At 62.7% G+C, this 21,948-nt stretch carries 24 protein-coding genes; 9 read left to right on the top strand and 15 right to left on the bottom strand.

The annotated features are described in order from the left end of the window. Positions 1–112: 112 nt before the first annotated feature. The gene (locus NKK50_RS09430; RefSeq protein ID WP_352543286.1) at positions 113–664 is read right to left on the bottom strand and encodes a DUF4142 domain-containing protein; all 552 of its coding nucleotides are present in this window, start codon (positions 662–664) and stop codon (positions 113–115) included. Positions 665–995: 331 nt separating this feature from the next. Between NKK50_RS09430 and NKK50_RS09425 the strand changes: the two genes are divergently transcribed. Continuing rightward, positions 996–1,334: a hypothetical protein gene (locus tag NKK50_RS09425; protein ID WP_023691534.1), complete on the top strand. Its 339-nt coding sequence runs from the start codon at positions 996–998 to the stop codon at positions 1,332–1,334. Between the two features lie 286 nt (positions 1,335–1,620). On the opposite strand, the gene NKK50_RS09420 is transcribed toward NKK50_RS09425, so the two are convergent. Continuing rightward, on the bottom strand, positions 1,621–2,109 hold the full coding sequence (locus NKK50_RS09420) for a GNAT family N-acetyltransferase (RefSeq protein ID WP_352543285.1): 489 nt from the start codon (positions 2,107–2,109) through the stop codon (positions 1,621–1,623). Between the two features lie 5 nt (positions 2,110–2,114). Further along, the gene (locus NKK50_RS09415; protein ID WP_352543284.1) at positions 2,115–3,044 is read right to left on the bottom strand and encodes a transglycosylase SLT domain-containing protein; all 930 of its coding nucleotides are present in this window, start codon (positions 3,042–3,044) and stop codon (positions 2,115–2,117) included. A 176-nt stretch (positions 3,045–3,220) separates the two neighbouring features. Here NKK50_RS09415 and NKK50_RS09410 point away from each other — a divergent pair, with 176 nt between their 5' ends. Continuing rightward, positions 3,221–3,802, top strand: coding sequence for a methylated-DNA--[protein]-cysteine S-methyltransferase (locus tag NKK50_RS09410; RefSeq protein WP_023671959.1), 582 nt, complete (start codon positions 3,221–3,223; stop codon positions 3,800–3,802). 162 nt (positions 3,803–3,964) lie between these two features. Here NKK50_RS09410 and NKK50_RS09405 read toward each other — a convergent pair whose 3' ends face one another. Further along, positions 3,965–4,291 carry a hypothetical protein gene (locus NKK50_RS09405; protein WP_023823440.1) on the bottom strand — a complete coding sequence of 109 codons (327 nt, stop codon included), beginning with the start codon at positions 4,289–4,291 and terminating at the stop codon, positions 3,965–3,967. A gap of 298 nt (positions 4,292–4,589) precedes the next feature. Here NKK50_RS09405 and NKK50_RS09400 point away from each other — a divergent pair, with 298 nt between their 5' ends. Both NKK50_RS09400 and NKK50_RS09395 read left to right on the top strand, forming a co-directional pair. Then, positions 4,590–4,802, top strand: a complete 213-nt coding sequence (locus tag NKK50_RS09400) for a cold-shock protein (protein WP_015316174.1) — start codon at positions 4,590–4,592, stop codon at positions 4,800–4,802. A gap of 230 nt (positions 4,803–5,032) precedes the next feature. Further along, positions 5,033–5,233 carry a hypothetical protein gene (locus NKK50_RS09395; RefSeq protein ID WP_023713920.1) on the top strand — a complete coding sequence of 67 codons (201 nt, stop codon included), beginning with the start codon at positions 5,033–5,035 and terminating at the stop codon, positions 5,231–5,233. Between the two features lie 100 nt (positions 5,234–5,333). On the opposite strand, the gene NKK50_RS09390 is transcribed toward NKK50_RS09395, so the two are convergent. After that, on the bottom strand, positions 5,334–6,194 hold the full coding sequence (locus NKK50_RS09390) for an EAL domain-containing protein (protein ID WP_352543283.1): 861 nt from the start codon (positions 6,192–6,194) through the stop codon (positions 5,334–5,336). Next, positions 6,191–7,090 (bottom strand): EAL domain-containing protein, encoded by a 900-nt coding sequence (locus tag NKK50_RS09385; protein WP_023689725.1) that lies wholly within the window; start codon positions 7,088–7,090, stop codon positions 6,191–6,193. The genes NKK50_RS09390 and NKK50_RS09385 overlap by 4 nt, the downstream gene beginning before the upstream one ends. Before the next feature lie 273 nt (positions 7,091–7,363). On the opposite strand from NKK50_RS09385, the gene NKK50_RS09380 reads away from it, so the two are divergent. After that, positions 7,364–8,566 (top strand): pyridoxal phosphate-dependent aminotransferase, encoded by a 1,203-nt coding sequence (locus NKK50_RS09380; RefSeq protein ID WP_023671964.1) that lies wholly within the window; start codon positions 7,364–7,366, stop codon positions 8,564–8,566. A 60-nt stretch (positions 8,567–8,626) separates the two neighbouring features. Here NKK50_RS09380 and NKK50_RS09375 read toward each other — a convergent pair whose 3' ends face one another. Both NKK50_RS09375 and NKK50_RS09370 read right to left on the bottom strand, forming a co-directional pair. Continuing rightward, a complete protein-coding gene (locus NKK50_RS09375) occupies positions 8,627–9,022 on the bottom strand; it encodes a (R)-mandelonitrile lyase (protein ID WP_023833500.1) in 396 nt (131 codons plus the stop codon). Between the two features lie 48 nt (positions 9,023–9,070). After that, positions 9,071–9,622: a methyltransferase family protein gene (locus NKK50_RS09370; protein ID WP_023833501.1), complete on the bottom strand. Its 552-nt coding sequence runs from the start codon at positions 9,620–9,622 to the stop codon at positions 9,071–9,073. A gap of 147 nt (positions 9,623–9,769) precedes the next feature. On the opposite strand from NKK50_RS09370, the gene NKK50_RS09365 reads away from it, so the two are divergent. From NKK50_RS09365 to NKK50_RS09355, 3 genes are all read left to right on the top strand, one after another. Beyond that, positions 9,770–10,630 carry an alpha/beta fold hydrolase gene (locus tag NKK50_RS09365; RefSeq protein WP_023671967.1) on the top strand — a complete coding sequence of 287 codons (861 nt, stop codon included), beginning with the start codon at positions 9,770–9,772 and terminating at the stop codon, positions 10,628–10,630. A 247-nt stretch (positions 10,631–10,877) separates the two neighbouring features. Then, the gene (locus tag NKK50_RS09360; protein WP_023683761.1) at positions 10,878–12,929 is read left to right on the top strand and encodes an elongation factor G; all 2,052 of its coding nucleotides are present in this window, start codon (positions 10,878–10,880) and stop codon (positions 12,927–12,929) included. Positions 12,930–13,654: 725 nt separating this feature from the next. After that, positions 13,655–14,152: a methyltransferase family protein gene (locus NKK50_RS09355; RefSeq protein WP_023671969.1), complete on the top strand. Its 498-nt coding sequence runs from the start codon at positions 13,655–13,657 to the stop codon at positions 14,150–14,152. A gap of 22 nt (positions 14,153–14,174) precedes the next feature. On the opposite strand, the gene NKK50_RS09350 is transcribed toward NKK50_RS09355, so the two are convergent. Further along, on the bottom strand, positions 14,175–15,071 hold the full coding sequence (locus tag NKK50_RS09350) for a LysR family transcriptional regulator (protein ID WP_023671970.1): 897 nt from the start codon (positions 15,069–15,071) through the stop codon (positions 14,175–14,177). 80 nt (positions 15,072–15,151) lie between these two features. Continuing rightward, positions 15,152–16,126 carry a thioredoxin-disulfide reductase gene (gene trxB / locus NKK50_RS09345; RefSeq protein WP_023671971.1) on the bottom strand — a complete coding sequence of 325 codons (975 nt, stop codon included), beginning with the start codon at positions 16,124–16,126 and terminating at the stop codon, positions 15,152–15,154. A gap of 255 nt (positions 16,127–16,381) precedes the next feature. On the opposite strand from trxB, the gene NKK50_RS09340 reads away from it, so the two are divergent. Continuing rightward, positions 16,382–16,858 carry an Lrp/AsnC family transcriptional regulator gene (locus tag NKK50_RS09340; protein ID WP_023671972.1) on the top strand — a complete coding sequence of 159 codons (477 nt, stop codon included), beginning with the start codon at positions 16,382–16,384 and terminating at the stop codon, positions 16,856–16,858. A 422-nt stretch (positions 16,859–17,280) separates the two neighbouring features. Here NKK50_RS09340 and NKK50_RS09335 read toward each other — a convergent pair whose 3' ends face one another. The 5 genes from NKK50_RS09335 to NKK50_RS09315 all read right to left on the bottom strand — a co-directional run bounded on the left by NKK50_RS09335 (position 17,281) and on the right by NKK50_RS09315 (position 21,945). After that, a complete protein-coding gene (locus NKK50_RS09335; protein ID WP_245263849.1) occupies positions 17,281–18,261 on the bottom strand; it encodes a phosphodiester glycosidase family protein in 981 nt (326 codons plus the stop codon). Positions 18,262–18,467: 206 nt separating this feature from the next. Then, entirely contained in the window at positions 18,468–19,121 is a 654-nt protein-coding gene (locus NKK50_RS09330) for a D-glycero-alpha-D-manno-heptose-1,7-bisphosphate 7-phosphatase (protein ID WP_352543282.1), read from the bottom strand. Continuing rightward, positions 19,114–19,686 (bottom strand): D-sedoheptulose-7-phosphate isomerase, encoded by a 573-nt coding sequence (locus NKK50_RS09325; protein ID WP_023671975.1) that lies wholly within the window; start codon positions 19,684–19,686, stop codon positions 19,114–19,116. Before NKK50_RS09325 ends, NKK50_RS09330 begins: the two co-directional genes overlap by 8 nt. 8 nt (positions 19,687–19,694) lie before the next feature. Beyond that, on the bottom strand, positions 19,695–21,188 hold the full coding sequence (rfaE1, locus tag NKK50_RS09320) for a D-glycero-beta-D-manno-heptose-7-phosphate kinase (protein WP_023671976.1): 1,494 nt from the start codon (positions 21,186–21,188) through the stop codon (positions 19,695–19,697). A 124-nt stretch (positions 21,189–21,312) separates the two neighbouring features. Then, positions 21,313–21,945, bottom strand: coding sequence for a LysE family translocator (locus NKK50_RS09315; RefSeq protein WP_023671977.1), 633 nt, complete (start codon positions 21,943–21,945; stop codon positions 21,313–21,315). Positions 21,946–21,948 lie beyond the last annotated feature (3 nt).

Here is a 21,948-nt window from a genome sequence, read left to right as displayed (position 1 = left end):
CGTCGCAAGAAAAGCACGGCGCCGACGCTGCTGATCTCCCCACTCGTGGGCGAGATGTCCGGCAGGACAGAGGGGGCGCCGTAGAATGCTATTGCTGGCCAGACACCAACCCTCAACCCTGATGCGCGGCCGCGAGTTCCTTCACGTGCTTCTCGTGCATCTGCAGCGTCGGCAGCGTCTTCTTGGCGAATTCCCTCATCGCCGGGTCGTCGCCCGAGTTGGCATAGCTGCTGAAAAGGGCTACGGCCTCCTTGTGCGCGTCCGTCTGCATCTGGATGTACTTGGCGTCAAAATCCTTGCCGCTTGCGCTCTTCAACTCGTCGAGCATTGCCTGCTCCTTCGGCTGCAGGGCCGGTCCCGCGGCTTTGGTCGAACCGGTGGTCTGGCCCTGGCTCAGCGCCGCCTTGAACTCCTTGCCGGCTTTGGTGTGGTCCTTGACCATCTGCTTGGCGAATTTCTTGACGTCAGCCGCCTTGGATTTTTCCTCGGCGAGCTTGCTCGACTGGATTTCGAATTCGTTGGAGCTAGGCACCGTCTTGACGAAGGTTGGGGTATCGACCTTGCTGGCGGCCATGGCAGGCGCGACCGCAGTCGAGTTGGCCGCAAGGGCGGCAGGGGCACCGGCGAACAAGGCGACGGCGGCAATGGTGAGAAGCGTTTTCATCTGAGTTCTCCGATTTGAAAATTTCCCTCGGCTAATCAAACGCGGCATTGGCGGCAGGGTTGCGTCCGGAGAACTATTCGTCAGCGACCATCTGCCGAAGAGCCGTCCCGAGCCCCTGGCGGACAAACCTCAGGACAGCACGCCTCGCCATATTGCAGCTGTTCGGTCCAGTTCGGCCGACCCTCAGGCGTGACATCCATAAGGTTCCACAGGATCTCGCACGCGCCGATGGCGCGCGGATCCTGGTCCTGATGGACGGCGCGGCATTGGGAACCGGTTGCTTTTCCCGCATTGGGTCCGCAGGCTAGTGCTTCCGGAGCTGGGGAGACACATGCAAGAGGATGAAGAGATCGATCTGCGCTGCCCGCAAGTGGTGGCCGACAATGCCGCCAAGGGGTTGAGGCTGCGAAGAGAATTCGGCCGGGGCGGCACCGAGATCGGCGTGGCGCGGGCGACGGAACTCAAGAACCGCGAAAAGCTGGCGCCATCCACTATCCGCCGCATGGTCAGCTACTTCGCCCGCCACGAGGTCGACAAGCGCGGCAAGAATTACGGCAATGAAGACAATCCTTCGGCCGGCCATATCGCCTGGCTGTTGTGGGGCGGCGACGAGGGCCGCGCCTGGGCGATTGAGCTCAAAAAGAAGATCGGCAATGCGCCCGATATCTGAGGGCGACCGTAAAACGACTGGCGGGCCCCAAACCCCCGCCTGGGACCCGCCAAGGAGTGGCTGAACACATGCCGGTGCAGCCCCTCCACATCTGCCAGTCGTCGATCCGCCATCGGTCGAAAGGCATGGATGGTGAGTTAGCATCCGGTTGCGGCGGCCAATGTGAAGCAGTTCACAATCCGGAGGTTTTCAACAGCGCTCGAGCAATTCCAGGAAAGGTGGGAACCGCTTTTCCCGGGAAAAGCGCGTAGCGTTTTCCCAGGGGACTGCGGCAAGAAAAAAGCCCCTACCCTTCCCAGGCGACAGGCATCATTCCCAGCCGCTCGTAGAGCCTGAGCGCCGCGGCGTTCTCGACCGTGTTGGTCTTGAGGTCGACATAGGCCGCGCCCCGATCCCGAAAGGCGCTGAAAGCCTGCCACATCAGCGCTTCGCCAATGCCTTTGCCGCGCGCTTCGGGATGGACCGCGAGGTCCTTGACGAAGGCCCTCGTCCAGCACAGCGCTGCCGCCGCCAGCCGTCCTTTGGCGTCGATGACGAGGAAACACAGCGCCGGGTCGAATTCGGAATCGCTGGATATGCGCGGCCACCATTCGTCGAACGGGCCGTCGGTGCCGTCGTCGAACACCTCGGTCAAAAGCGCGTGCAAGGGCTGCGCGTCACCATGTTCGAAGCAGCGCATGGTAAAGCCGGCCGGCCAGTGCGGTGCAACGAGCGTCTCGTCGAGGATCTTGCGCAGCCGGATGTCGTTTTGGGCCGGCGGGCGCGGTTCAGGCATCGCGCTCAGGCGTCGGGCTGCAGCCGGCGGCGCTTGCGGTCGACACCGAGGCCGGTGGCCTCGAGCAGGCCTTTGCGCTTGGCGTCGAAATAATAGCCGGTCTGGTAGAGCCAATCGGCCTTCTTGGCGTTGCCACCCGCCACCAGCCAGGCGCCACGCAGATATTTGACCGCGTATTTCAGATTGGTTTCGGCGTCGAACAAGCCCTTGGCCGGCCCGTCATAGCCCATGCCGCGCGCCGTCGCGTGCTTGATCTGCATCAGGCCCCAATGGCCGTTATTGTAAGCCTTCGGATTGTAGGTGCTTTCGCGGTTGACGACGTGGCGCACCAGATCGACCGGCACCTCGTAGAGAGCAGCGTATTTCTGGATCAGCCGGTCGACGTCGCCGCGCATGCCGGTCGCATGCTCTTCTTCCGGGAGACCGAGCGGCGCGGCGGGGAACTGGCCCAGGGAAGCCGGGTTCTGCGGCACGACATAGGCTACCTGCTGCACGCCGGGCATGGCGTTCTGGCCGCCCTTGGCGGTCGCCGGCATGACAAGGCTGGCGGTCGTATATTGCGCCGCGACCGGCTGTCCGGCGTTGGCGGGCGCAGGCGCCTGCCAGGCATTGGCGGCCATCACCGCAGGCACGGCCGGGGCCGTGGGCGTCGCGCCGGCAAAGGCCGCCGTCGCGGCAACCGGCTGCGCAGCGGCATCGAGCGCTGGCGTGGCCGGCGTCGCTTCGGCCGCCTGGACGGGTGTTATGCCCGAGGATTGCGGTAGCACCGAAACCGTATCGGGCAGCGGCAAGGTGAAGCCGGCATCGCTGCCGGCGGCGGTCGCGGTTTCGGTTAGCGCAGGCGTAGCCTTCATCTGCGAGGTCGATTGGCAGCCGCTGAGGGCAGCTGCGCCGACGATCACAGAGATCGCGAAAAGGTTGAATTTTGCTGGCAAGCCGCGCGGGTCCGATTTGTCGGTTGTTAAGAAGTCCTTACACCAGCGATTCCTGGTGGGCAATCGGGACCATCTGGTGGTTTTCGGGTGGCGAGAGCCGGGCTCAGATGCCATATTGTCTGCATATGTACCGGTCGGCATCCCGGTTTTCGCCACTTTGCGGAAAGGAGCGCATCATGGAAACGGCATCTTCGATCACAGCCGGCCACGCAGTGTTAGAAACAGTGATCGGCTTCATGGGCATCGCCTGGAGCGAAAAGGGCCTGATCCGGCTCTGCCTGCCCGAAAGGAGCCGCGAAGCGGTGGAACGCCGGCTGATGCGGCATGCCGGTGTTGCCGCCAATACGACTGCGAACATTGGGCAGCCGCAATGGGTGGTCGAGCTGATCGCCTCGATCAAGGCGTATGCGTCAGGCGAGGACGTCGATTTCTCCGGTGTGCCGGTCGATCTCGACGGCGTCGACGACTTCCGTCTCGCCATCTACGACGCGGCGCGGAAACTGCATTACGGCGAAACCACCACCTATGGCGAACTGGCCAAGCGCGCCGGCCAAGCCGGCCTGCCGCGCGAAACCGGGGCAGCGCTGGGCGCCAACCCGGTGCCGCTGGTCATCCCCTGCCATCGGATACTAGCCGCGGGCGGCAAGATCGGCGGCTTCTCGGCGCCCGGCGGCTCGGCCACCAAGGAAAAGATGCTGGCCATGGAAGGCGTGCGCGTCGGCCCGCCGCCGGCGGCGCAGGTCTCGTTCGGGTTCTAAGAGCTTGAATGGTATGCCGGCTGGGTATGTTGAGATTCAGGTCAGGCCGCACCGAGAACTATGGTCTTCGAGAACCGGAGCGGAGCGTACTTAATGTACGTGGGCACCGGACGCGCAGAAGACCATCGTTCGCAGGCCGGCCTCACCTGAATATCAATATGCCTAATGACGGCGCAGGAAGCGGCGGTGAAAATGGTCGTTCTCGACCCGCTTGCAGAGATAGACCGGGCAGGACTCGGTATCGGCGCTCGGTACATAGGCGCGCTTCCTGACCTCGCCGATATTGCAGAATTGCTGGCTCTGCACATAGCGGTCGAAGAGCGGCAGCCCCGGCACGCGCCTGGACTGATAGCGCAGGATGACCGCGCCCTGGCGGGCGATCGTGCCTTGCACCCTGTCGCAGCTCATACGAGTGGGGTCGTAGCGCGAGATCGCCTGCGCCTCGGCGGCCGCCAGCGTCAGGCAGGCGGCAAGCAGAATGGTTTTCACAACCGTTTTCATGACAGTCTCCCAAAACCGGACTAACGCCGTCGGGCGTCCCGATCTTCCCGATTGCTCGACGCTTTCATGCGATTGGGGCGGCCTTTGGGCGGCGCCACCGCAACGCCATTTTTCGAGCCATCTTGTTTTTGGTGCGAAACCCGCCTATATCAGCTCCATTGATATTTCGGCCGATCGATCCGGGCCTCGCGATCTTCGCGTTTGCTGACGTCTATCTCCAAAATCTCGATACAAACCGGCTGAACCTCGGTTCGGTCAAACCAAAGCAAATGCGAGGACTATTCATATGGCAACTGGTACGGTCAAGTGGTTCAATGCCACCAAGGGCTTCGGCTTCATTCAGCCTGATTCGGGCGGTGCGGACGTTTTCGTTCACATCTCCGCTGTCGAGCGCGCTGGACTGTCGACCCTGGTCGAAGGCCAGAAAATCAACTTCGAGATCGAGCAGGACCGCCGCACAGGCAAGTCGTCCGCTGGTTCTCTGAGCAAGGCAGCCTGATTTTGCGATAGCGCGCGCCGGACGAGAGTTCGGGGCGCGCGGCGAGTCACGGATGTACTGACGGTCGCGCGAGAAGCGCGCTGGAGCAGAAAGACCCGACAAGCTGGATCAGCAGATAGCTGCCGGCCCGGACTTAAAGCTCCGATCAGGCTACCGAAAATGGGAAGGCGGGATTTATCCCGCCTTTTTGTTTGTCTGGAATTGGACGATGGCCATGCTAGTTTCGCCCCATGACCAAGCTCGAACAGATTGAAAGATCCATCGCAGCCCTGAAGACCAAAGAACTAAAGGCCTTTACCAAATGGTTCGCAGCGTATCAGGCAGAGGTGTGGGATATGCAGATCGAGGCGGACGCCAAGGCTGGCCGGCTGGATAAGTTTGCCGAGCAGGCTTTGGCTGAACTTCACGCGGGCCGAGTTCGCCCTCTTTGAATGCGCGCTACGGCCGAAGGCCGCAAGCCCAACCGGGCATCGCGCCCGTTGGCGTCCCGTCCGGAACGAGCCGCGAAGCGGCGGCAAGCGCGAGTACAAATCAGCGCCGCAGATGCAGCGGCACCACCTTGTTGTCGGCGCCAAGCAGCGCCTCGATCGACAGCGGCTCCCGGTTGAAGATCGTGCCGGCCAGCGCCGGGCGGCCGAGATGGAACCCCTGTAGCAGGTCGACGCCGCCATCCAGCGCGACGCGCAGATGCACGGATTGCTCGATGCCTTCGACCAGCACCCTGGCGCCGCGATCGTGCAGCGACGAGACGAGCGGCCGGAAGAAGCGCTCGGCGGCAGCGTGGCGGCAGAATTCGGCGAACCAGCCGCCGTCGATCTTCACAATATCCGGTTGAAGCAGGCTCATCCGCTCCGCGGTCGAGTGGCCGGTGCCGAAATCGTCGATGGCGATGCGGATGCCGTGGCGCCGCATCTCGCGCACCAGCGGGGCCAGCACATTATCGTCGGCCGCCTGTTCGGTGATCTCGCAGACCAGCATGGCGGCATGCAGGTCGAGATCGCCGAGATGCCGCGTCATCAGCCGGATCTCGGCCAGCGCCCGCCCGAGATGATCGTTGATCATCGGATTGTAATTGAAGAACAGGTCGAGCCCGTCGACGCCGATGTTGCGGAAGTTTTTCAGATGCAGCATCCGGCACATCGTCTCGACAAACAGGCGGTCGCCCGGCGCAACACTGTCGAAGAACATGGCCGGTGCAACCGGCATGGAAGCGCGCTGCGGTTCGATCAGCGCCTCGACGGCAACCGCGGCCAACGCGCCACCGCGTGGCGCAAAGATCGGCTGGTAGGCGCTCTTCAGCCGGAACGCGCCATAGACGCCATATTCGATGCCGACCTCGTCGGCAAAGATCGCTTCGCCGATATCGCGACGCCTCTCGCGCTGCCCGGTCATGGCCCGGTCCTGCGCCCGAACACCCTGCCCGGCCGCGCCGGAGGCGCTGCAGTCGGGCCGGCAGGCGTCTTGCCAGGCTCGGCCGCCGCGACAGACGGCTGCGTATCCTTGCCGAAAGCGCGAAAGCTGGTCGGCGCCAGTTCCGGCTTCGCCAGCACGAAGCCCTGCACCATCGATGCGCCGGATTTCTCGGCCAATTCAAGCTGCCAGCCTTCCTCGATGCCTTCGAACACGGTGCGGATGCCCTGTAGTTCGAAGTTCGTCACCATGGCAGTCAGCAGGGCAAAGCCGGCCCCCGATTCCATGAGTTGCGTGATCCAGTGCGCATCGAATTTGACGATGTCGGGCTTGAGCTCCTTGATGCGGTTGATGTCGGATTCATCGGCGCCGTAATCGTCGACAGCGATGCGAAAGCCATTGGCCCGCAGCGCCTCGACAAAGCTGTAGAGCGTTTCCTGCGACGCCGACTTCTGCTCGGTCACCTCGCACACGATGCGGCGCGGATCGATCCCGGCTTCGTGCAGCACCAGCCGCATGTCGCGCAGCGCGTTATCGGCGATGGAGCGCTCGGTAAACACCGACGGATCGAAATTGACGAAGATCGAAGCTTCTTGCGGCAGGCAGGCGCCGGCGTTGAGCAAATGCAGCGTGCGCGTCAGCGCCTCGATGTGCAGGCGGTCGCCGGCCGGACAGGTGCGGAAGAAGTTCATTGGCGATTGCGGCTCGCCGTCACGAAACGGCCGGATCAGCCCCTCGAACGCTGCGATCGAGAGCTTGCTCTCCTTGAAGGCGAAGATCGGCTGAAAGGCGCTCTGCAGCGTGTAGGGACCCCAGACACCTGAAACGGTGCCGTCATCGTGACGGATGATGTGGGCAAGCCCGGTGCTGCGCGACAAGGGTCCCTCGCTCCGCGAGACAGGCGAAATGGCTGGCGATCCTGCCGTCAAAGGTTTTAGCGGCCGTTGATGAATTTAGTCTTGCTGGGGATAGGCGTCGATTGCAGAGCCGCAACGCAGAGTGAAACCGTCATGCACGCGCTCCAAAAAGGCATCTTCACAGGTCCTTGAGCCCTGGCTCATCCGACAATGCTTGCACTTGCCGGGTCGATGCGACATGAGAAGCGCCGCAGCTGTTTGCGGTTGCGCCGACCCCTCTGGAGATATCTGGTCATGGCCTTTCTTGCCGACGCCCTTGCCCGCGTAAAGCCTTCCGCCACCATCGCGGTGACGCAGAAAGCCCGCGAGCTGAAAAATGCCGGCCGCGACATTATCGGCCTCGGCGCTGGCGAACCGGATTTCGACACGCCCGACAACATCAAGAATGCGGCGATCGAGGCGATCCGCCGCGGCGAGACCAAATACCCGCCGGTTTCGGGCATCGCGCCGCTGCGCGAGGCGATCGCGAAAAAATTCAAGCGCGAGAACAATCTCGACTACAAGCCCGAGCAGACCATTGTCGGCACCGGCGGCAAGCAGATCCTGTTCAACGCCTTCATGGCGACGCTGAACCCAGGCGATGAGGTCATCATCCCCCGCCCCTATTGGGTGAGCTATCCCGAAATGGTGGCGATCTGCGGCGGCACCTCGGTGTTCGCCGACACCTCGATCGACAATGGTTTCAAGCTCACTCCCGCCGCGCTGGAAAAGGCGATCACGCCGAAGACAAAATGGCTGCTGATGAACTCGCCGTCGAACCCGTCCGGCGCCGCATACACGGAAGCCGAGCTGCGCGCGCTGGCCGACGTGCTCTTGAAGCATCCGCATGTCTGGACACTGACCGACGACATGTACGAACACCTGACCTATGGCGACTTCGTCTTCAGGACGATCGCCGAGGTCGAGCCGAAACTCTACGAGCGCACGCTGACCATGAACGGCGTCTCGAAAGCCTACGCCATGACCGGCTGGCGCATCGGCTATGCCGCGGGTCCCGTCCAGCTGATCAAGGCGATGGACATGATCCAGGGCCAGCAGACCTCGGGCGCCTGCACCATCGCGCAATGGGCCTCGGTCGAGGCGCTCAACGGCCCGCAGGATTTCGTCGCCAGGAACAAGGCGATCTTTCAGGGCCGTCGCGACCTCGTCGTGTCGATGCTCAACCAGGCGCGCGGCATAACCTGCCCGTCGCCGGAAGGCGCCTTCTATGTCTACCCGTCCTGCGCCCAGCTGATTGGCAAGAAGACCAAAGCCGGCAAGATAATCGACACCGACGAGACTTTCTGCTCCGAATTGCTCGAAGGCGAGGGTGTCGCAGTGGTGTTCGGCTCGGCCTTCGGCCTCGGCCCCAACTTCCGCATCTCCTACGCCACGTCGGAGACGCTGCTGGAGGAAGCCTGCGCCCGCATCCAGCGGTTCACGGCATCGCTGACCTGAACTGGCGGCACCGAGACGTGAAACCCGGCTTCGAGCCGGGTTTTTTGTCAGGAGCAGACCTCAGCCGCCACACTGCTCGCTGGTGACCGCTTCCATCCAATCGGCATGGACGCCGTCCAGCGCTTCCTGCATGGCGACGTGGGTCATTGTCGTCTTTGGACCCGCGCCGTGCCAGTGCTTCTCGCCGGGCTCGAACGAGATCACGTCGCCCGCCTTGATCTGCTGGATCGGCCCGCCCCATGTCTGCGCAAGGCCGGCCCCCGCAGTGACATAAAGCGTCTGGCCGAGCGGATGCGTGTGCCAGTGGGTACGCGCACCGGGCTCGAAGCTGACCAGCGTGGCTCTGAGCCGGGCCGGCGCTTCCTTCTCGATGATGGGCGTCTGCAGCACGCGGCCGGTGAAATACTGGTCCGGCGCGATGATGGTCGGCACGCTGCCGCAGGCAATGATCTTCATCTCTGGTGATCCCTAAGTTTGGCAGAACCTACCCTGCCCCGGTGCCGGCTACCACCCCAGCCGGGGCCAGAACAGGCCGGCACGTACGCGATAGTCCGCGTAGGCTCCGGCCAGCGGCGTGCGCGAAAATTTCTTCTCTTCGTCCAGCGCCGCAAACACATAGAGGATAGCGATTCCGGCGATCGGCACCACCGCCCAGATCGACCAGGTCGCGATCCCCCACCCGATCCAGAAGACGATGTAGGACGTATAGAAGGGGTGGCGGACATGGCCGTAGGGGCCGTCGGTCAGCAGGCTGTGTGGATCGTCGGGTGCGAAGGCGAAGCGCAATCGCGCCTTGCGCGACGTGACAATCGCCCACCAGAACAGGGCAGAGCTCGCCAGTTCGACGGCAAGTCCGGTGAGCTTTGCCGAACCCGGCTGCGATTGGATCCAAAGGATGGCGAGAAGGAACAGCGCCGTGGCGATGACCGCCGCCGAAATCACCATGGCGCCTGGAGACATCGCCTGCGATTGGAAATGCGCCCGCATCGACCAGACATATTGGCCAAGCGTCGCGATGCTGCAGATCGAGACAAGAAGATCAAGGACTGGTTCCATTGTCGGGATTCCGCGCGTGATTGCCATGGAGCCAGCGATCGTGCCGGCTATCTCTTTAGAAATCCTTTCTTAACCACATGTTTAAAGAACATATAGAGCCAGCGATGCGATGTTGGCGGTCAGGCAAATCTCAAGGTCTAATCCAGCATGAGCATCACTCACCGCACCATCCGCACGCCGCAGGCCGACTTGCGCCTCAGCCAGTCGTCTGGGTCCGGCATGCCCATCGTCATGATCCATGGGTCGGGCAGTTCGCGCGCCGTGTTTGCCCGTCAGTTCGATAGCCCGCTTGCCGACGGCCATCGGCTGATCGCCTTCGACCTTCCCGGCCACGGCGAGTCCTCCGATGCCCGCGACCCGGCGACCGCCTATACGATTACCGGCCTTGCCCAGACCACAGCCCGGCTTCTCGACGCTTTGGGCATCGGCCACGCCATCATCTTCGGCTGGTCGCTCGGCGGCCATGTGGCGGTCGAACTGGCCAGCTTTCACCATGCGGTCAGCGGCCTGGTGCTGACCGGAGCGCCGCCGGTGTCGCGGGGGCCGCTTGGCATGCTGCGCGGCTTTCACGCCAACTGGGACATGCTGCTGGCCTCCAAGAAGGTCTACTCCGAACGCGACATCGAGCGCTTCGAGGCGCTTTGCTTCGGCGATACCGCCAGTCCGTCTTTCCGCGAAGCCATAAGGCGCACCGACGGCAGGCTTCGCGCCGGCGTGGCGCGCAGCATGTTTGCCGGCAAGGGCGCCGACCAGAAACAGGTGGTCGAGCACGCCCCGTTCCCGGTTGCGGTGATCAATGGAGAGCATGATCCGCTGGTGCGGCTGAGTTACTTCGAGACGGTGGCCTATGGCTTGCTGTGGGAACAATGCCATGTCATATCAGGCGCCGGCCATGCACCGTTCTGGGAACGCCCAGACCTGTTCAACCCGTTGCTGTCGCGCTACGCCGAGATGGTGGTGAAGCAGAGTGCAGCCGCCACGCCCACGCGCCGCACCCAGGCAAGCTGAAATCGCCGGACGGTTCTGATCCCGGGGTCTTGCCTCGGCCGCCTGACGGCGCACCGGATTCCTATTTTCCTTGCCCTGCCGGCTAACCCGTGGGACGATGGGCTTGGGCAGGTGGCTAAGAGAAACAACCCCGCCCCGCGACGGTCGAACAGGCCGGCCGCCGCTCACGACAGGGTGCGATCGGCGCAAAACCGTTTCCACTTTTGCTGATCGCACTCCAAGGGCCAAGCCTGAGTGGAGGTCAGCCATGGGTACTCGCGCCGGAGGACGACGCACGGGACCGAAATGCATTGCCATAGTCGGTCCCTTTGCAAGCGGTAAGACGACACTTCTCGAAGCCATCCTCGCCCGTACGGGCGCCATCCCCCGCCAAAATCCCGTTTCATCGGGAAGCACCGTTTCCGATCATTCGCCCGAGGCGCGGGCGCACGCCATGAGCGTCGAGGCGACCTTTGCCACCACCGAATTCATGGGCGAGCAGATCACCTTCGTCGACTGTCCCGGATCGATCGAATTCTCCTTCGAGGCCGAGCCGGTGCTGGCAGCCTGCGATCTCGCGGTGGTCGTCGCCGAGGCCGACGAGAAGAAGATCCCAGCCTTGCAGCTCATCATGCGCAAGCTCGACGATCTCGGCGTGCCGCGCATCCTGTTCCTCAACAAGGTCGACAAGGCAATCGCCGGCGTACGCGATACGCTGAAGATGCTGCAGCCGACGAGCGCGGCGCCGCTGTTGCTGCGCCAGATTCCGCTGCGCAAGGACAATGTGGTGATCGGTTCCATCGACCTGGCGCTAGAGCGCGCCTACATCTACCGCGAATATGCCGAAAGCCAGGTTGCCGAAATTCCAACTGACGACAAGGCGCGCGAACTGGAGGCTCGCTTCTCCATGCTGGAGACGCTTGCCGACCATGACGACCAGTTGATGGAGCAGTTGCTGGAGGAGATCGAGCCGCCGAAAGACGCGGTCTTCGACGATCTGTCCGCCGACCTGCGCGCCGGCGCCATAACGCCGGTGCTTATCGGCACCGCCGAAAAAGGCAACGGCGTGCTGCGCCTTTTGAAGGCGATCCGCCATGACGCACCGGATGTCGAGGCGACGCGCAAACGGCTCGGCGTCCCCGACGGCAATCACACCGTGGTCCAGGTGATGAAGACCATCCACACCGCGCATGGCGGCAAGCTGTCCGTGTCGCGCGTACTCTCCGGCCAGATCGCCGATGCAGCCGAACTCTATTTGTCGAATGGCGAGACGGCGAAGGTCTCCGGCATCTACAAGATGCTCGGCAAGGACCAGTCCAAGCTCACCGCTGCCAAGGCCGGCGACACGGTGGCGTTGGGCAAGCTGGACGAGGTCAAGACCGGCCAGACGTTGAGTTCCACGAAGGGCGGTATCAAGCCGCTGGTCACGCTGACGCCGCCGCAGCCGGTCTTTGCCTTTGCGCTACGGCCGAAGGAGCGCAAGGACGAGGTCAAAATGTCGGCGGCCATCCAGCGCCTGGCCGAGGAAGATCCCTCGCTCACCTTGCGCCACAACCAGGACTCGGCCGAGACCGTGCTGTCCGGCCATGGCGAGATGCATCTGCGGGTCGTGCGCGAGCGGCTGGAAGGCAAGAATCAGATTCCGGTCGAAGGCCATGCGCCTGCCGTCCCCTATCGCGAGACGATCCGAAAGACGGTGCAGCAGCGCGGCCGCCACAAGAAGCAGTCCGGCGGCCATGGCCAGTTCGGCGATGTGGTGATCGAGATCAAGCCGCTGCCGCGCGGCTCCGGCTTTCAGTTCTCGGACACCATCACCGGCGGCGTCGTGCCCAAGACCTACATCCAGTCGGTCGAAACCGGCGTGCGCGATTATCTGAAATCCGGCCCGCTCGGCTTCCCTGTCGTCGATGTCGCCGTCAACCTCTCCGACGGCTCCTACCACGCCGTCGATTCCTCCGACATGGCTTTCCAGATGGCGGCCAAGCTGGCCATGAAGGAAGGCATGGCGGCCTGCTCGCCGGTGCTGCTCGAGCCGGTCATGAAGGTCGAGATCGTCACGCCGTCCGAAGCCACTTCGAAGATCATCGCGCTGATCCCGCAACGGCGCGGCCAGATCCTTGGCTACGACGCGCGGCCTGACTGGCCGGGATGGGATGTCGTGGAGGCGACCATGCCGCAGGCCGAGATCGGCGACCTGATCATCGAACTGCGCTCGGCGACCTCCGGCGTCGCCAGCTATCGTTGCGCCTTCGATCACATGGCCGAGCTGACCGGTCGGTTGGCCGACGAGGCGATGAACGCCAACGGCAAGGCTGCCTGACAGGCCGAAGGATGATCCGCACAAAAAACGGCGCCCGGATGACCCGGACGCCGCTCTTATTGCGGACCGTCTTCTTGGGAGGAAAACGGCAGGTCCGCCGCACGTATCCGCCGCGCCATGCGGCACTGACAGACGAATAGGTTCGGACGCGGTAGCCGCCTGAGCCCGGATCTTCCGAGTGATGCCCCCATCTCCCGGTCGAACCACACCGCGTCCTATGATCTGCTTAAACGATGAATCGCGCCTGCGGCATGTTACCTGAGGTTACATGTCACTGTTACGCGGCGATTTTGCTCGATTTTTCGCTGGCTACGGCAGGCCCGGAAACAAAAAAGCCGGATCAATGAAGATCCGGCTGAGTTTGATTGGAAGTGCCTGTTAAGGCTAACCTCCAGAGGGGAACACTCGAGGGCGCTAATGGGAGGAGAACGCGCCCAGGAGATGATCTATATATGTGCTGTTCATGCCCAAGAAACAAGCATCTATTTTGCAACACACGCATGCAAAAAGGTACAGGCTGTGGTCTAACCCATGTCTAGGGGCCATAGGACCACGAAAAGTTGCCAAATGAATGGCGCGACCGTGCGGTTGCCTTCGCAGAACCGCAAGTCGGGCTGATTCTCGCGCTCGCGGGCAAAAAGCCGAATGACGTTGAATCGGGCAGCAGGCGTTTATTTTTGCGGCAGCGGGATGGGAAGGGTCGGCCGGAAGAAGGGAGACCTGACATGCGGACACCCCAGGCGATCGCCGGCAGCGCGGTCTTCTTCATCGCCGCACCTTGTGTCGTGGCCGGGCTGGTGCCCTGGCTGCTGACGGACCGCTACCGTCTGCCGCTGTCGACGGTGCCCGGCTTCGTGCCGGCTGGCTCCATCCTAATCGTCGCGGCCATCGCCCTGCTCGTCCATTCCTTTGCCCGCTTCGCGCTCGAAGGCATGGGCACGCCGGCGCCTGTAGCACCCACCGAGAGACTGGTGATCGGCGGCGTCTACCGCCATGTCCGCAACCCGATGTACGTCGCCGTGCTGTCGATCATCCTCGGCCAGGCGTTGCTGTTTTCAAGCTGGAGCGTCGCTGCCTATGCCGCCATCGGCGCGATCGTCATGGGCTCTTTCGTCAGGTTCTATGAGGAGCCGACTCTCGCCCGCCGCTACGGTGGCGAATACGAGACCTACCGCCGCAATGTTCCCGGCTGGCTGCCACGGCTGACGCCTTGGCGGGGGTGACCAGCACCTCCCAAGGGCATGTTTAAAATGACCAGCTGCGCGCTTTGGCGATGATGAAGTCGCGGAAGACGTGCAGCTTGGCCTGGTTCTTCATTGCATCGGGATAGGCGAAATAGGTGTCGAAGGACGGCACCTCGGTCTCCGGCAAAAGCTGCACCAGATCCGATTCCTTGGAGATCACGTAGTCGGGCAGCATGGCGATGCCGGCGCCGCCCTGCACGGCGCGCTTGATCGACAAGATGTCGTTGATCTGCAGCGTCGGCACCCTTTGCCCACCGTCGAAATCGCCGATCGTTTCCAGCCAGTTCAGCTCCGACAGATGCGACGGCACCGGCACACCGAAAGTGACGATGCGATGGTTCTTCAGATCGGCGACCGAGGTCGGCTTGCCGTGCTTGCCGACATAGGACGGCGAGGCATAGAGGTGGAAATGCACGGTGAACAGGCGGCGCTGGATAAGGTCGGGCTGCTGCGGCTGGCGCAGCCGTATCGCGCAGTCGGCCTGGCGCATGGTGAGGTCGAGTTCCTCATTGGCCAGGATCAGCTGCAGGCTGATTTCCGGATAGAGCTCGATGAATTCCTGCACCCGCTCGGTCAGCCAGCCGGCGCCGAGCCCGACCGTGGTCGTTACCCTCAGCACGCCTGAGGGACGGTCCTTGGCCTCGGTCAGCTTCGACTTGATGGTCTCCAGCTTCATCAGCACGTCATGCGCCGTGCGGAACAGCATTTCGCCCTGCTCGGTCAGCACCAGGCCGCGGGCATGGCGATTGAACAGCGGCACCCCGACATCATGTTCGAGCGCGCTGACCTGGCGTGAAATCGCCGATTGCGACAGGTGCAAAGTCTCGGCGGCATGGGTAAACGACCCAGCCTCCGCCGCTGCGTGAAACACGCGAAGCTTGTCCCAGTCCAACGCCATTGAGTTCCCCTCGTTCTGTTTTTGGCGTCTGAATGAAAAATCAGGCTTTTGAACGGCTTGCGACGCCGTCTTGATAGATTTTATTCCGCCGCTTCGCGGTGCACCTCGATGCCGGCCAGGTATTTTTCCGCCTCGAGCGCGGCCATGCAGCCGAGCCCGGCGGCGGTCACCGCCTGACGGTAGATATCGTCGGTCACGTCACCGGCGGCGAACACGCCGGGCACATCGGTGCGGGTCGAATTCGGCGCCGTCCACAGATAGCCGTTCGGCTTCTGCTTCAGCTTGCCGACAAACAATTCCACCGCCGGCGCATGGCCGATCGCCACGAACACGCCGTCCACCTGGAGATGGCTGACCTCGCCGGTCATCGCATTTCTGAGCTTCAGCCCTTCGACCGAAGGCGGCAGCGGCGTCTTGCCGGGCCGGCCGGTGATCTCGTCGACGATCGTGTCCCAGATGACTCGGACATTGTCCTTTTTCAACAGCCGCTCACGCAGGATGCGCTCGGCGCGGAAATCGTTGCGCCGGTGGATGACGGTCACGCTCTTCGCCAGATTGGAGAGATAGAGCGCCTCCTCCACCGCCGAATTGCCGCCGCCGATGACAGCGACATCCTTGCCGCGATAGAAAAAACCATCGCAGGTGGCGCAGGCCGACACGCCGAAGCCCATGAAGGTTTGTTCGGTGGGGATGCCCAGCCACTTCGCCTGCGCACCGGTGGCGATGATCAGCGCATCGGCCGTGTAGGTGGTGCCGGAATCGCCCGTGGCGCGGAACGGCCGCACATTGAGGTCGACCTCGGTGATGATGTCGTTGACGATGTCAGTGCCGACATGCTCGGCCTGCTTCAGCATCTGCTCCATCAGCCACGGGCCCTGGATCGGATCGGCGAAGCCCGGATAGTTTTCGACATCGGTGGTGATCATCAGCTGGCCGCCCTGCTGCAGGCCGGCGACGAGCATCGGCTTCAGCATGGCGCGCGCGGCGTAGACCGCCGCCGTATAGCCGGCCGGGCCGGAACCGATGATAAGGACAGGCGCGTGCTTGGTGGTCATCTAAAGCCTCTGCGGGGCGGACAATCGAGTGTGCCTTGGAAAAAGACGTGAAACGGTGCTGGTAATGTAAGGGTTGCCAACCACACCAGCAAGACGATCAGGCCGTCGTCCCCGGAAAGCTTCGGCCCACAGGCTTATTCGCGCAATGGCCGCTTCCGTTACGGTCGCAAAATCGCCCGACCAAGGGCTGGCATCGCCACAAAAGTCGTTTAATGACGAGATCGCGAAAGATTCTTGCGCTAAGCAGAGACCGCCATGCCCCTGAAAGCCGACCTCGACGCCATCGACTGGAAGATTCTGCGCGAGCTTCAGGCCGACGGGCGCATGACCAATGTCGAACTGTCGAGCCGCGTCGGCATTTCCGCGCCGCCCTGCCTGCGCCGTGTCCGGCGGCTGGAGGAAACCGGCATCATCAAAGGCTATCGCGCTTTGCTCAACGCGCCGGCGCTCGGCATGGATGTCGTCGCCTTCTGCCTGATCGGCCTGCATCACCAGGCCGACGCGGAACTCAAAACCTTCGCCGAGCGCACTCGCGGCTGGCCGATCGTGCGCGACGCCTGGATGGTCTCGGGCGAATCCGACTTCCTGCTGCATTGCGTGGCGAGTGATCTCGGCACCTTCCAGACCTTCGTCATCGAAGAACTGGCTTCGGCGCCGAATGTCGACACGGTGCGCACCGCGCTGACCATCCGCCGCGTCAAGGACGAAGGGCTGGTGGCGTTCAGCGCCTGATAAGCGAGATTAACTTCGAAAAAGCATGTGCGACGCCGACCAAGACATACCCCAACAGACACACTGCTACCTCTCCGACAACTGGCAAAAGAATGAAGCCGTCCCCAGGGCCGGGGCTCTCACCAGGGGACATCTCCGGCAAAGCTAAAAAGGCCAGCAAAATAGGTGAGCAAGCAAGCCAGACGAATGTGATGACATGCGGCAACCATTTGAGACGGAAAATGTTTTTTGACGTGAGAACGCCGCGCCGATCACAATCATGTTGACGACGAATATGAGCCAGAAAGCGAATTCTGGCGCCGAAATCGTAGGGTATTCCGGGTCAGATTGCGTGAACATGAGCGGCCAAGGTTGAATATGCCATCCGGTTTCAGCTACGGAATCGGGAGTACTTTGACCCACCCTGCCAAGGGCAGGATCTGCTACCTGCGCTCCACCGTGAGAACAACAGGCAATCCCCAGGGCACATCTAGCGGTGCTTGAAGCAGTGAGACGTCGCCATCCGCGACCTGGGCTTCCCACTTGGCATAGTGTTTCAACCGGTAGTTCCCGGAGCGGACGCTGAGGCAGGCAACAGGCCCGCCATCGAGGTTTAGCGCCGTCTTGAGATCGAGGTCGGTCTGCAACAGGAAGTTTGCTAGCCGGTCCAGCGAGAAGAAAGCGTCCTTGGTCGAACCGACGATGATCCAGCCCTGACGATCTTCCGCGATAAAGGTGCGGTTGGCCAACCAGTTGCTCTTGGCGCGTACATTGTTGCGGCCGTCCTCACCGACAAGCAATGGATAGGAAACCATAGCGTTTTCGGCATTCTCCGTGACTGCGCGCCAGTCACGTGAATTGAGATCGACCACATGCGTGCCGGAGGCATTCACGAACCAGGCGCCGGCCTTCGCATCGTATTCATCCGGCCCGAGCCTCGCACCCATGCTGACAAAGGGCGTGTCGGCTTCGCCCTTCAGCCCGAAATAACTGCCATTGACGATCAGAACGGTGCCGCCTGTGCCTTGTGGATTGAGTGCCGCTTCCCACTGGTCGATGTCCTTGGCACCACTGGGCTCGTTACGGGCAACGAAACGGAATTTGGCTGGATCGAAACGGTTGAGATAGAGCCGGTCAATTTCACGGTCGCCCGCCATGACGGGGATTTCTCTGACCTGGAATCCAGGCTCGGTTTCATTCCATGAGCTGGCTCCACCGGTCACATCAGGAATTTCCGATTTCAACGCAAGCTGCATGGCAGGCGAGAGACGCGCATCGTCGGGTGCAACGGCGATCCAGTAGCTTCCGCCGCGGCGAAGAAGTGCATTGAGCCCATACACGCCGTGTTTTTGCCAGACATACCCCACGGCTGAAAGCACAGCCAATATCAACAAGACAACGGCAACAGAGATTGCTTTCTTCAATGAATTCCCCTCGTTCTTCGATGGAATGACATCTGCAAATTTCTTGCTTGAATGATGTCTGATCTCTGCAGTTTTTCCGCAAAAGAGCGTGGTGCTTTCCTGGGGAATAGCGTCAAAGCAAAGAAATGGATCGGCTCGCCGTTTCTGCGAAACGGTGAAACGCTCAAGCTAACCCATTGAGATTGCGTCGCAACAGATCCGGAAAGCTAAATCAGTCTCGATCCGAGCGACTCGACAGCTCTCAAAAGCCGTTCCAGATCATCGGGGTTGCGCAGCGGCAGAACCTCGAAGCCCGGCTCATTACTTCCCTCGCCATCCACCAGCCAGCCGCGCGGCAGGCCGGCACGTTGTCCGGCCTGCATATCCGCGGCCTTGTCGCCGACTATCAGCGAGCGCTTGAGATCGAGGCCGAGACGCTGCCGGGCCTGTAGCAGCATGCCCGGATTGGGCTTGCGCATTGGATGGTCGGCGACCGCCAGCGGACCGCTGCCCGCCTCGTGGTACGCGCAGGCCAGAACCATGTCGACGAAGGCATCGCCGGCGGCAAGCAGCTTGAGAACCCGGCCGTTGACCGCGGCAAATTCCTTCCAGCCGAAATAGCCGCGCGCGACGCCTGACTGGTTGGTGACGATGACCACCGGGATATTGCCCCGGTTGGCGGCGGCGATGACCGGCACGATGCTGTCGCGCAGCGCCATTTTGGCTGGATCGTCGGGATAGCCGGTGTCGACATTGATGGTGCCGTCGCGGTCGAGGAACAGCGCCGGCGCGTTGGCTGGAAACACCCGCGAACCTACCCGCTCAACCCACAGGCCGGGCTCAGCCAGCGGGTATGGACCGTAGGCCCCGGTGTCAGCCATTCGACAGACGGTCTTCCACCACCTCGCAGAGATAGTGGTAGAGGCAGAGATGTCCCTGCTGGATGATCGGCGTCGAGGTCGAGGGCACGTTGAGCAGTATGTCGGTGAGCGGCTTGAGTTTGCCACCGCTGTCGCCGGTGAGGCTGACCACCGTCATGCCCATCATCCGAGCCTGTTCGGCGGCAGCCAGAATGCTCGGCGAATTGCCGCTGGTCGAGATGGCAAGCAGCACGCCGCCGGGCGCGCCATGCGCCTCGACCTGGCGCGAAAACACGGTGTCGAAGCCATAGTCATTGCCCCAGGCGGTCAGCATGCCCGCGTTGGCCGGCAGCGCAATCACATTGTAGGCCTTGCGCTCCTTAAGGAAGCGGCCGACCAGTTCGGTGGCAATGTGGATGGCGTCGCTGGCCGAGCCGCCATTGCCGCAGACCAGCAGCGCCTTGCCCGAGGAAAGCGCGGCGACGACCGCACTCACAGCACGTTCCATCTCGGCGGTCAGGTCACGCTCGACTGTCGCGGTGATCGCGGCCGCCGAGCGGACCAGATAGTCATTCAGTCCGGACATGAAATCCCTCAGTTGGTACCGCCGCCGGCGCGCAATTTGCCGATCGTGCCGGTGGTGCTCTTGCCGGCGACAAGGTCGACCAGGACGACGCGCCCGCCCGCCTTCTGCACCACATCGGCGCCGACAACGGTTTCGACCGTGTAGTCGGCGCCCTTGACCAGAATGTCGGGCAGAAGCGCCTCGATCAGCGCCAGCGGCGTATCCTCTTCGAACACCACGACCGCATCGACCGAGGCCAGGGCGGCGAGCACGCAGGCACGATCATGCTGATCGTTGACGGGGCGCCCGGCGCCTTTCAACCGACGCACCGAGGCATCGCTGTTGAGGCCGAGCACCAGCCGGTCGCACTGGCTGCGCGCCGCGTGGAGAAGACTGACATGGCCGGCATGCAATATATCGAAGCAGCCATTGGTGAAGCCGACGCTCAGGCCCTCGTCCTTCCACGCCGCCACCATGCGCGCGGCCGATGCGGCATCGAGGATGGCGTCCTTATGGGCGGTGGGGCCGTGCGAGCGGAACAGCGCGCCGGTGAGTTCCTCCACGGTCAGCCGCGCGGTGCCGCGTTTGCCCACCACCACACCGCCGGCGGCATTGGCGATGGAGGCGGCCATGACGCGATCGGCGCCCGCGGCCAGAGCCAGCGCGAAGCTCGCGATTACCGTATCGCCGGCGCCCGAAACGTCGAACACTTCGCGCGCCTGGGTGGCGATGTGGCGCGCCTCATCCGCGCCGACGACGCTCATGCCCTTTTCGCTGCGGGTGGCGACGACGAAGTCGAAGCCATGTGCCGAAATCAGCTGGCGTGCCGCCGCGACGATCTCGTCGTCGGCGAAAACCGGGCGACCGACAGCTTCGCCAAGCTCCTTGCGGTTGGGCGTGATGGCGGTCGCGCCGGCATAGCGCGCATAGTCGCGGCCCTTGGGATCGACCAGCACCGGTTTTCCCGCCTCGCGGCAGATGGCGATCAGGTCGGCGGCGACGCCGTCGAGCAAGATGCCCTTGCCATAGTCGGACAGAATGACGATGTCGGCGCGCGTGAGTGCGGCGCGAAAATGCCGGACCAGGTCCGCCCGTTCCTTGTCGTCGAGCGGCTTGATCTCTTCCTCATCGAAGCGCAGCACCTGCTGATTGAGCGCGCTGAAGCGGCTCTTCGACGACGTCATGCGACCGCGCTCCTGCGCCATATCAGCCGTATCGGCGCCGAGTTCGCGCAGCATGCGCACCAGATTGTCGCCGGCCACATCGGTGCCGATCACCGATATGGGAATAGCGCTGGCACCCAGCGAGACGATGTTGGCGACAACGTTGCCTGCGCCGCCCATCGTCGAGGTCTCGCCGCGCCCGTGCAGCACCGGGATCGGCGCTTCCGGCGAGATGCGCTCGATGACGCCGTTGACGAAACGGTCGAGGATGAAGTCGCCGACCACCAGCACGGCAACGTCGCCAAAGCGGGCAATGGCGCGGTGCAAAGGTTCGGGCGAAGGCGGATTGTGCTTGATCATGTCACTGGCAATGCGAGGGAAAGGCCGACCTCAATCACGCTGAAAATTGTCAATTTACGGGCCGGATCGTTCATGGCGAAGCCGATATACCGCAAATCCGCGCAGCGCAACGTCAGGGCGGCCGTCAGCTCTTCTGCAACGCGACGTGGACGCCCAGTCCGACCAGCACCGCCCCGCCCGCCCTCTGCATGATGCGCTGCGCACGGCTGGAGCGCTTCAGCCGGGCGATCACCATGCCTGCCAGCAACACGCAGACAATATCTGCCGAAGAGAACATTAAATTGACGATGGTGCCCAGCACGACGAATTGCAGCCACACCGGGAAACCCGCCGAGGCATCGATGAACTGTGGCAGGAACGCCATGAAGAAGATCGCCGTCTTCGGATTGAGCACTTCGACGGTGATGCTCTCGAAAAATGCCCGGCGCGCCGATTTGCGCTCGATCGCCGGCAGCGCCGTGTCACCGTCCCCGCGCTTGCGGAACAAGGACACGCCAAGCCAGATCAGATAGAGCGCGCCGATGAGCTTGACCGCCATGTAGAGCGGCGGCACCGCATGGAAGAGCACCGACAGCCCGGCGGCAGCCGCAAAGACATGGAAATAACCGCCAAGATGGATGCCAAGTGCCGCCGTCAGCCCCGACCAGCGCCCGCGCGCCATGGTCTGCGCGGCGGCATAGAGCATCGCCGGTCCTGGAATATAGGCAAAGATCGCCGTGGTGGCGAAAAACGCAATGAGCAGTTCGGTCGACGGCATTTT

The sequence above is a fragment of the Mesorhizobium sp. M0001 genome (genome assembly GCF_040324255.1).
Classification (GTDB): domain Bacteria; phylum Pseudomonadota; class Alphaproteobacteria; order Rhizobiales; family Rhizobiaceae; genus Mesorhizobium.
This window is presented reverse-complemented; position numbering and strand designations above follow the sequence as displayed.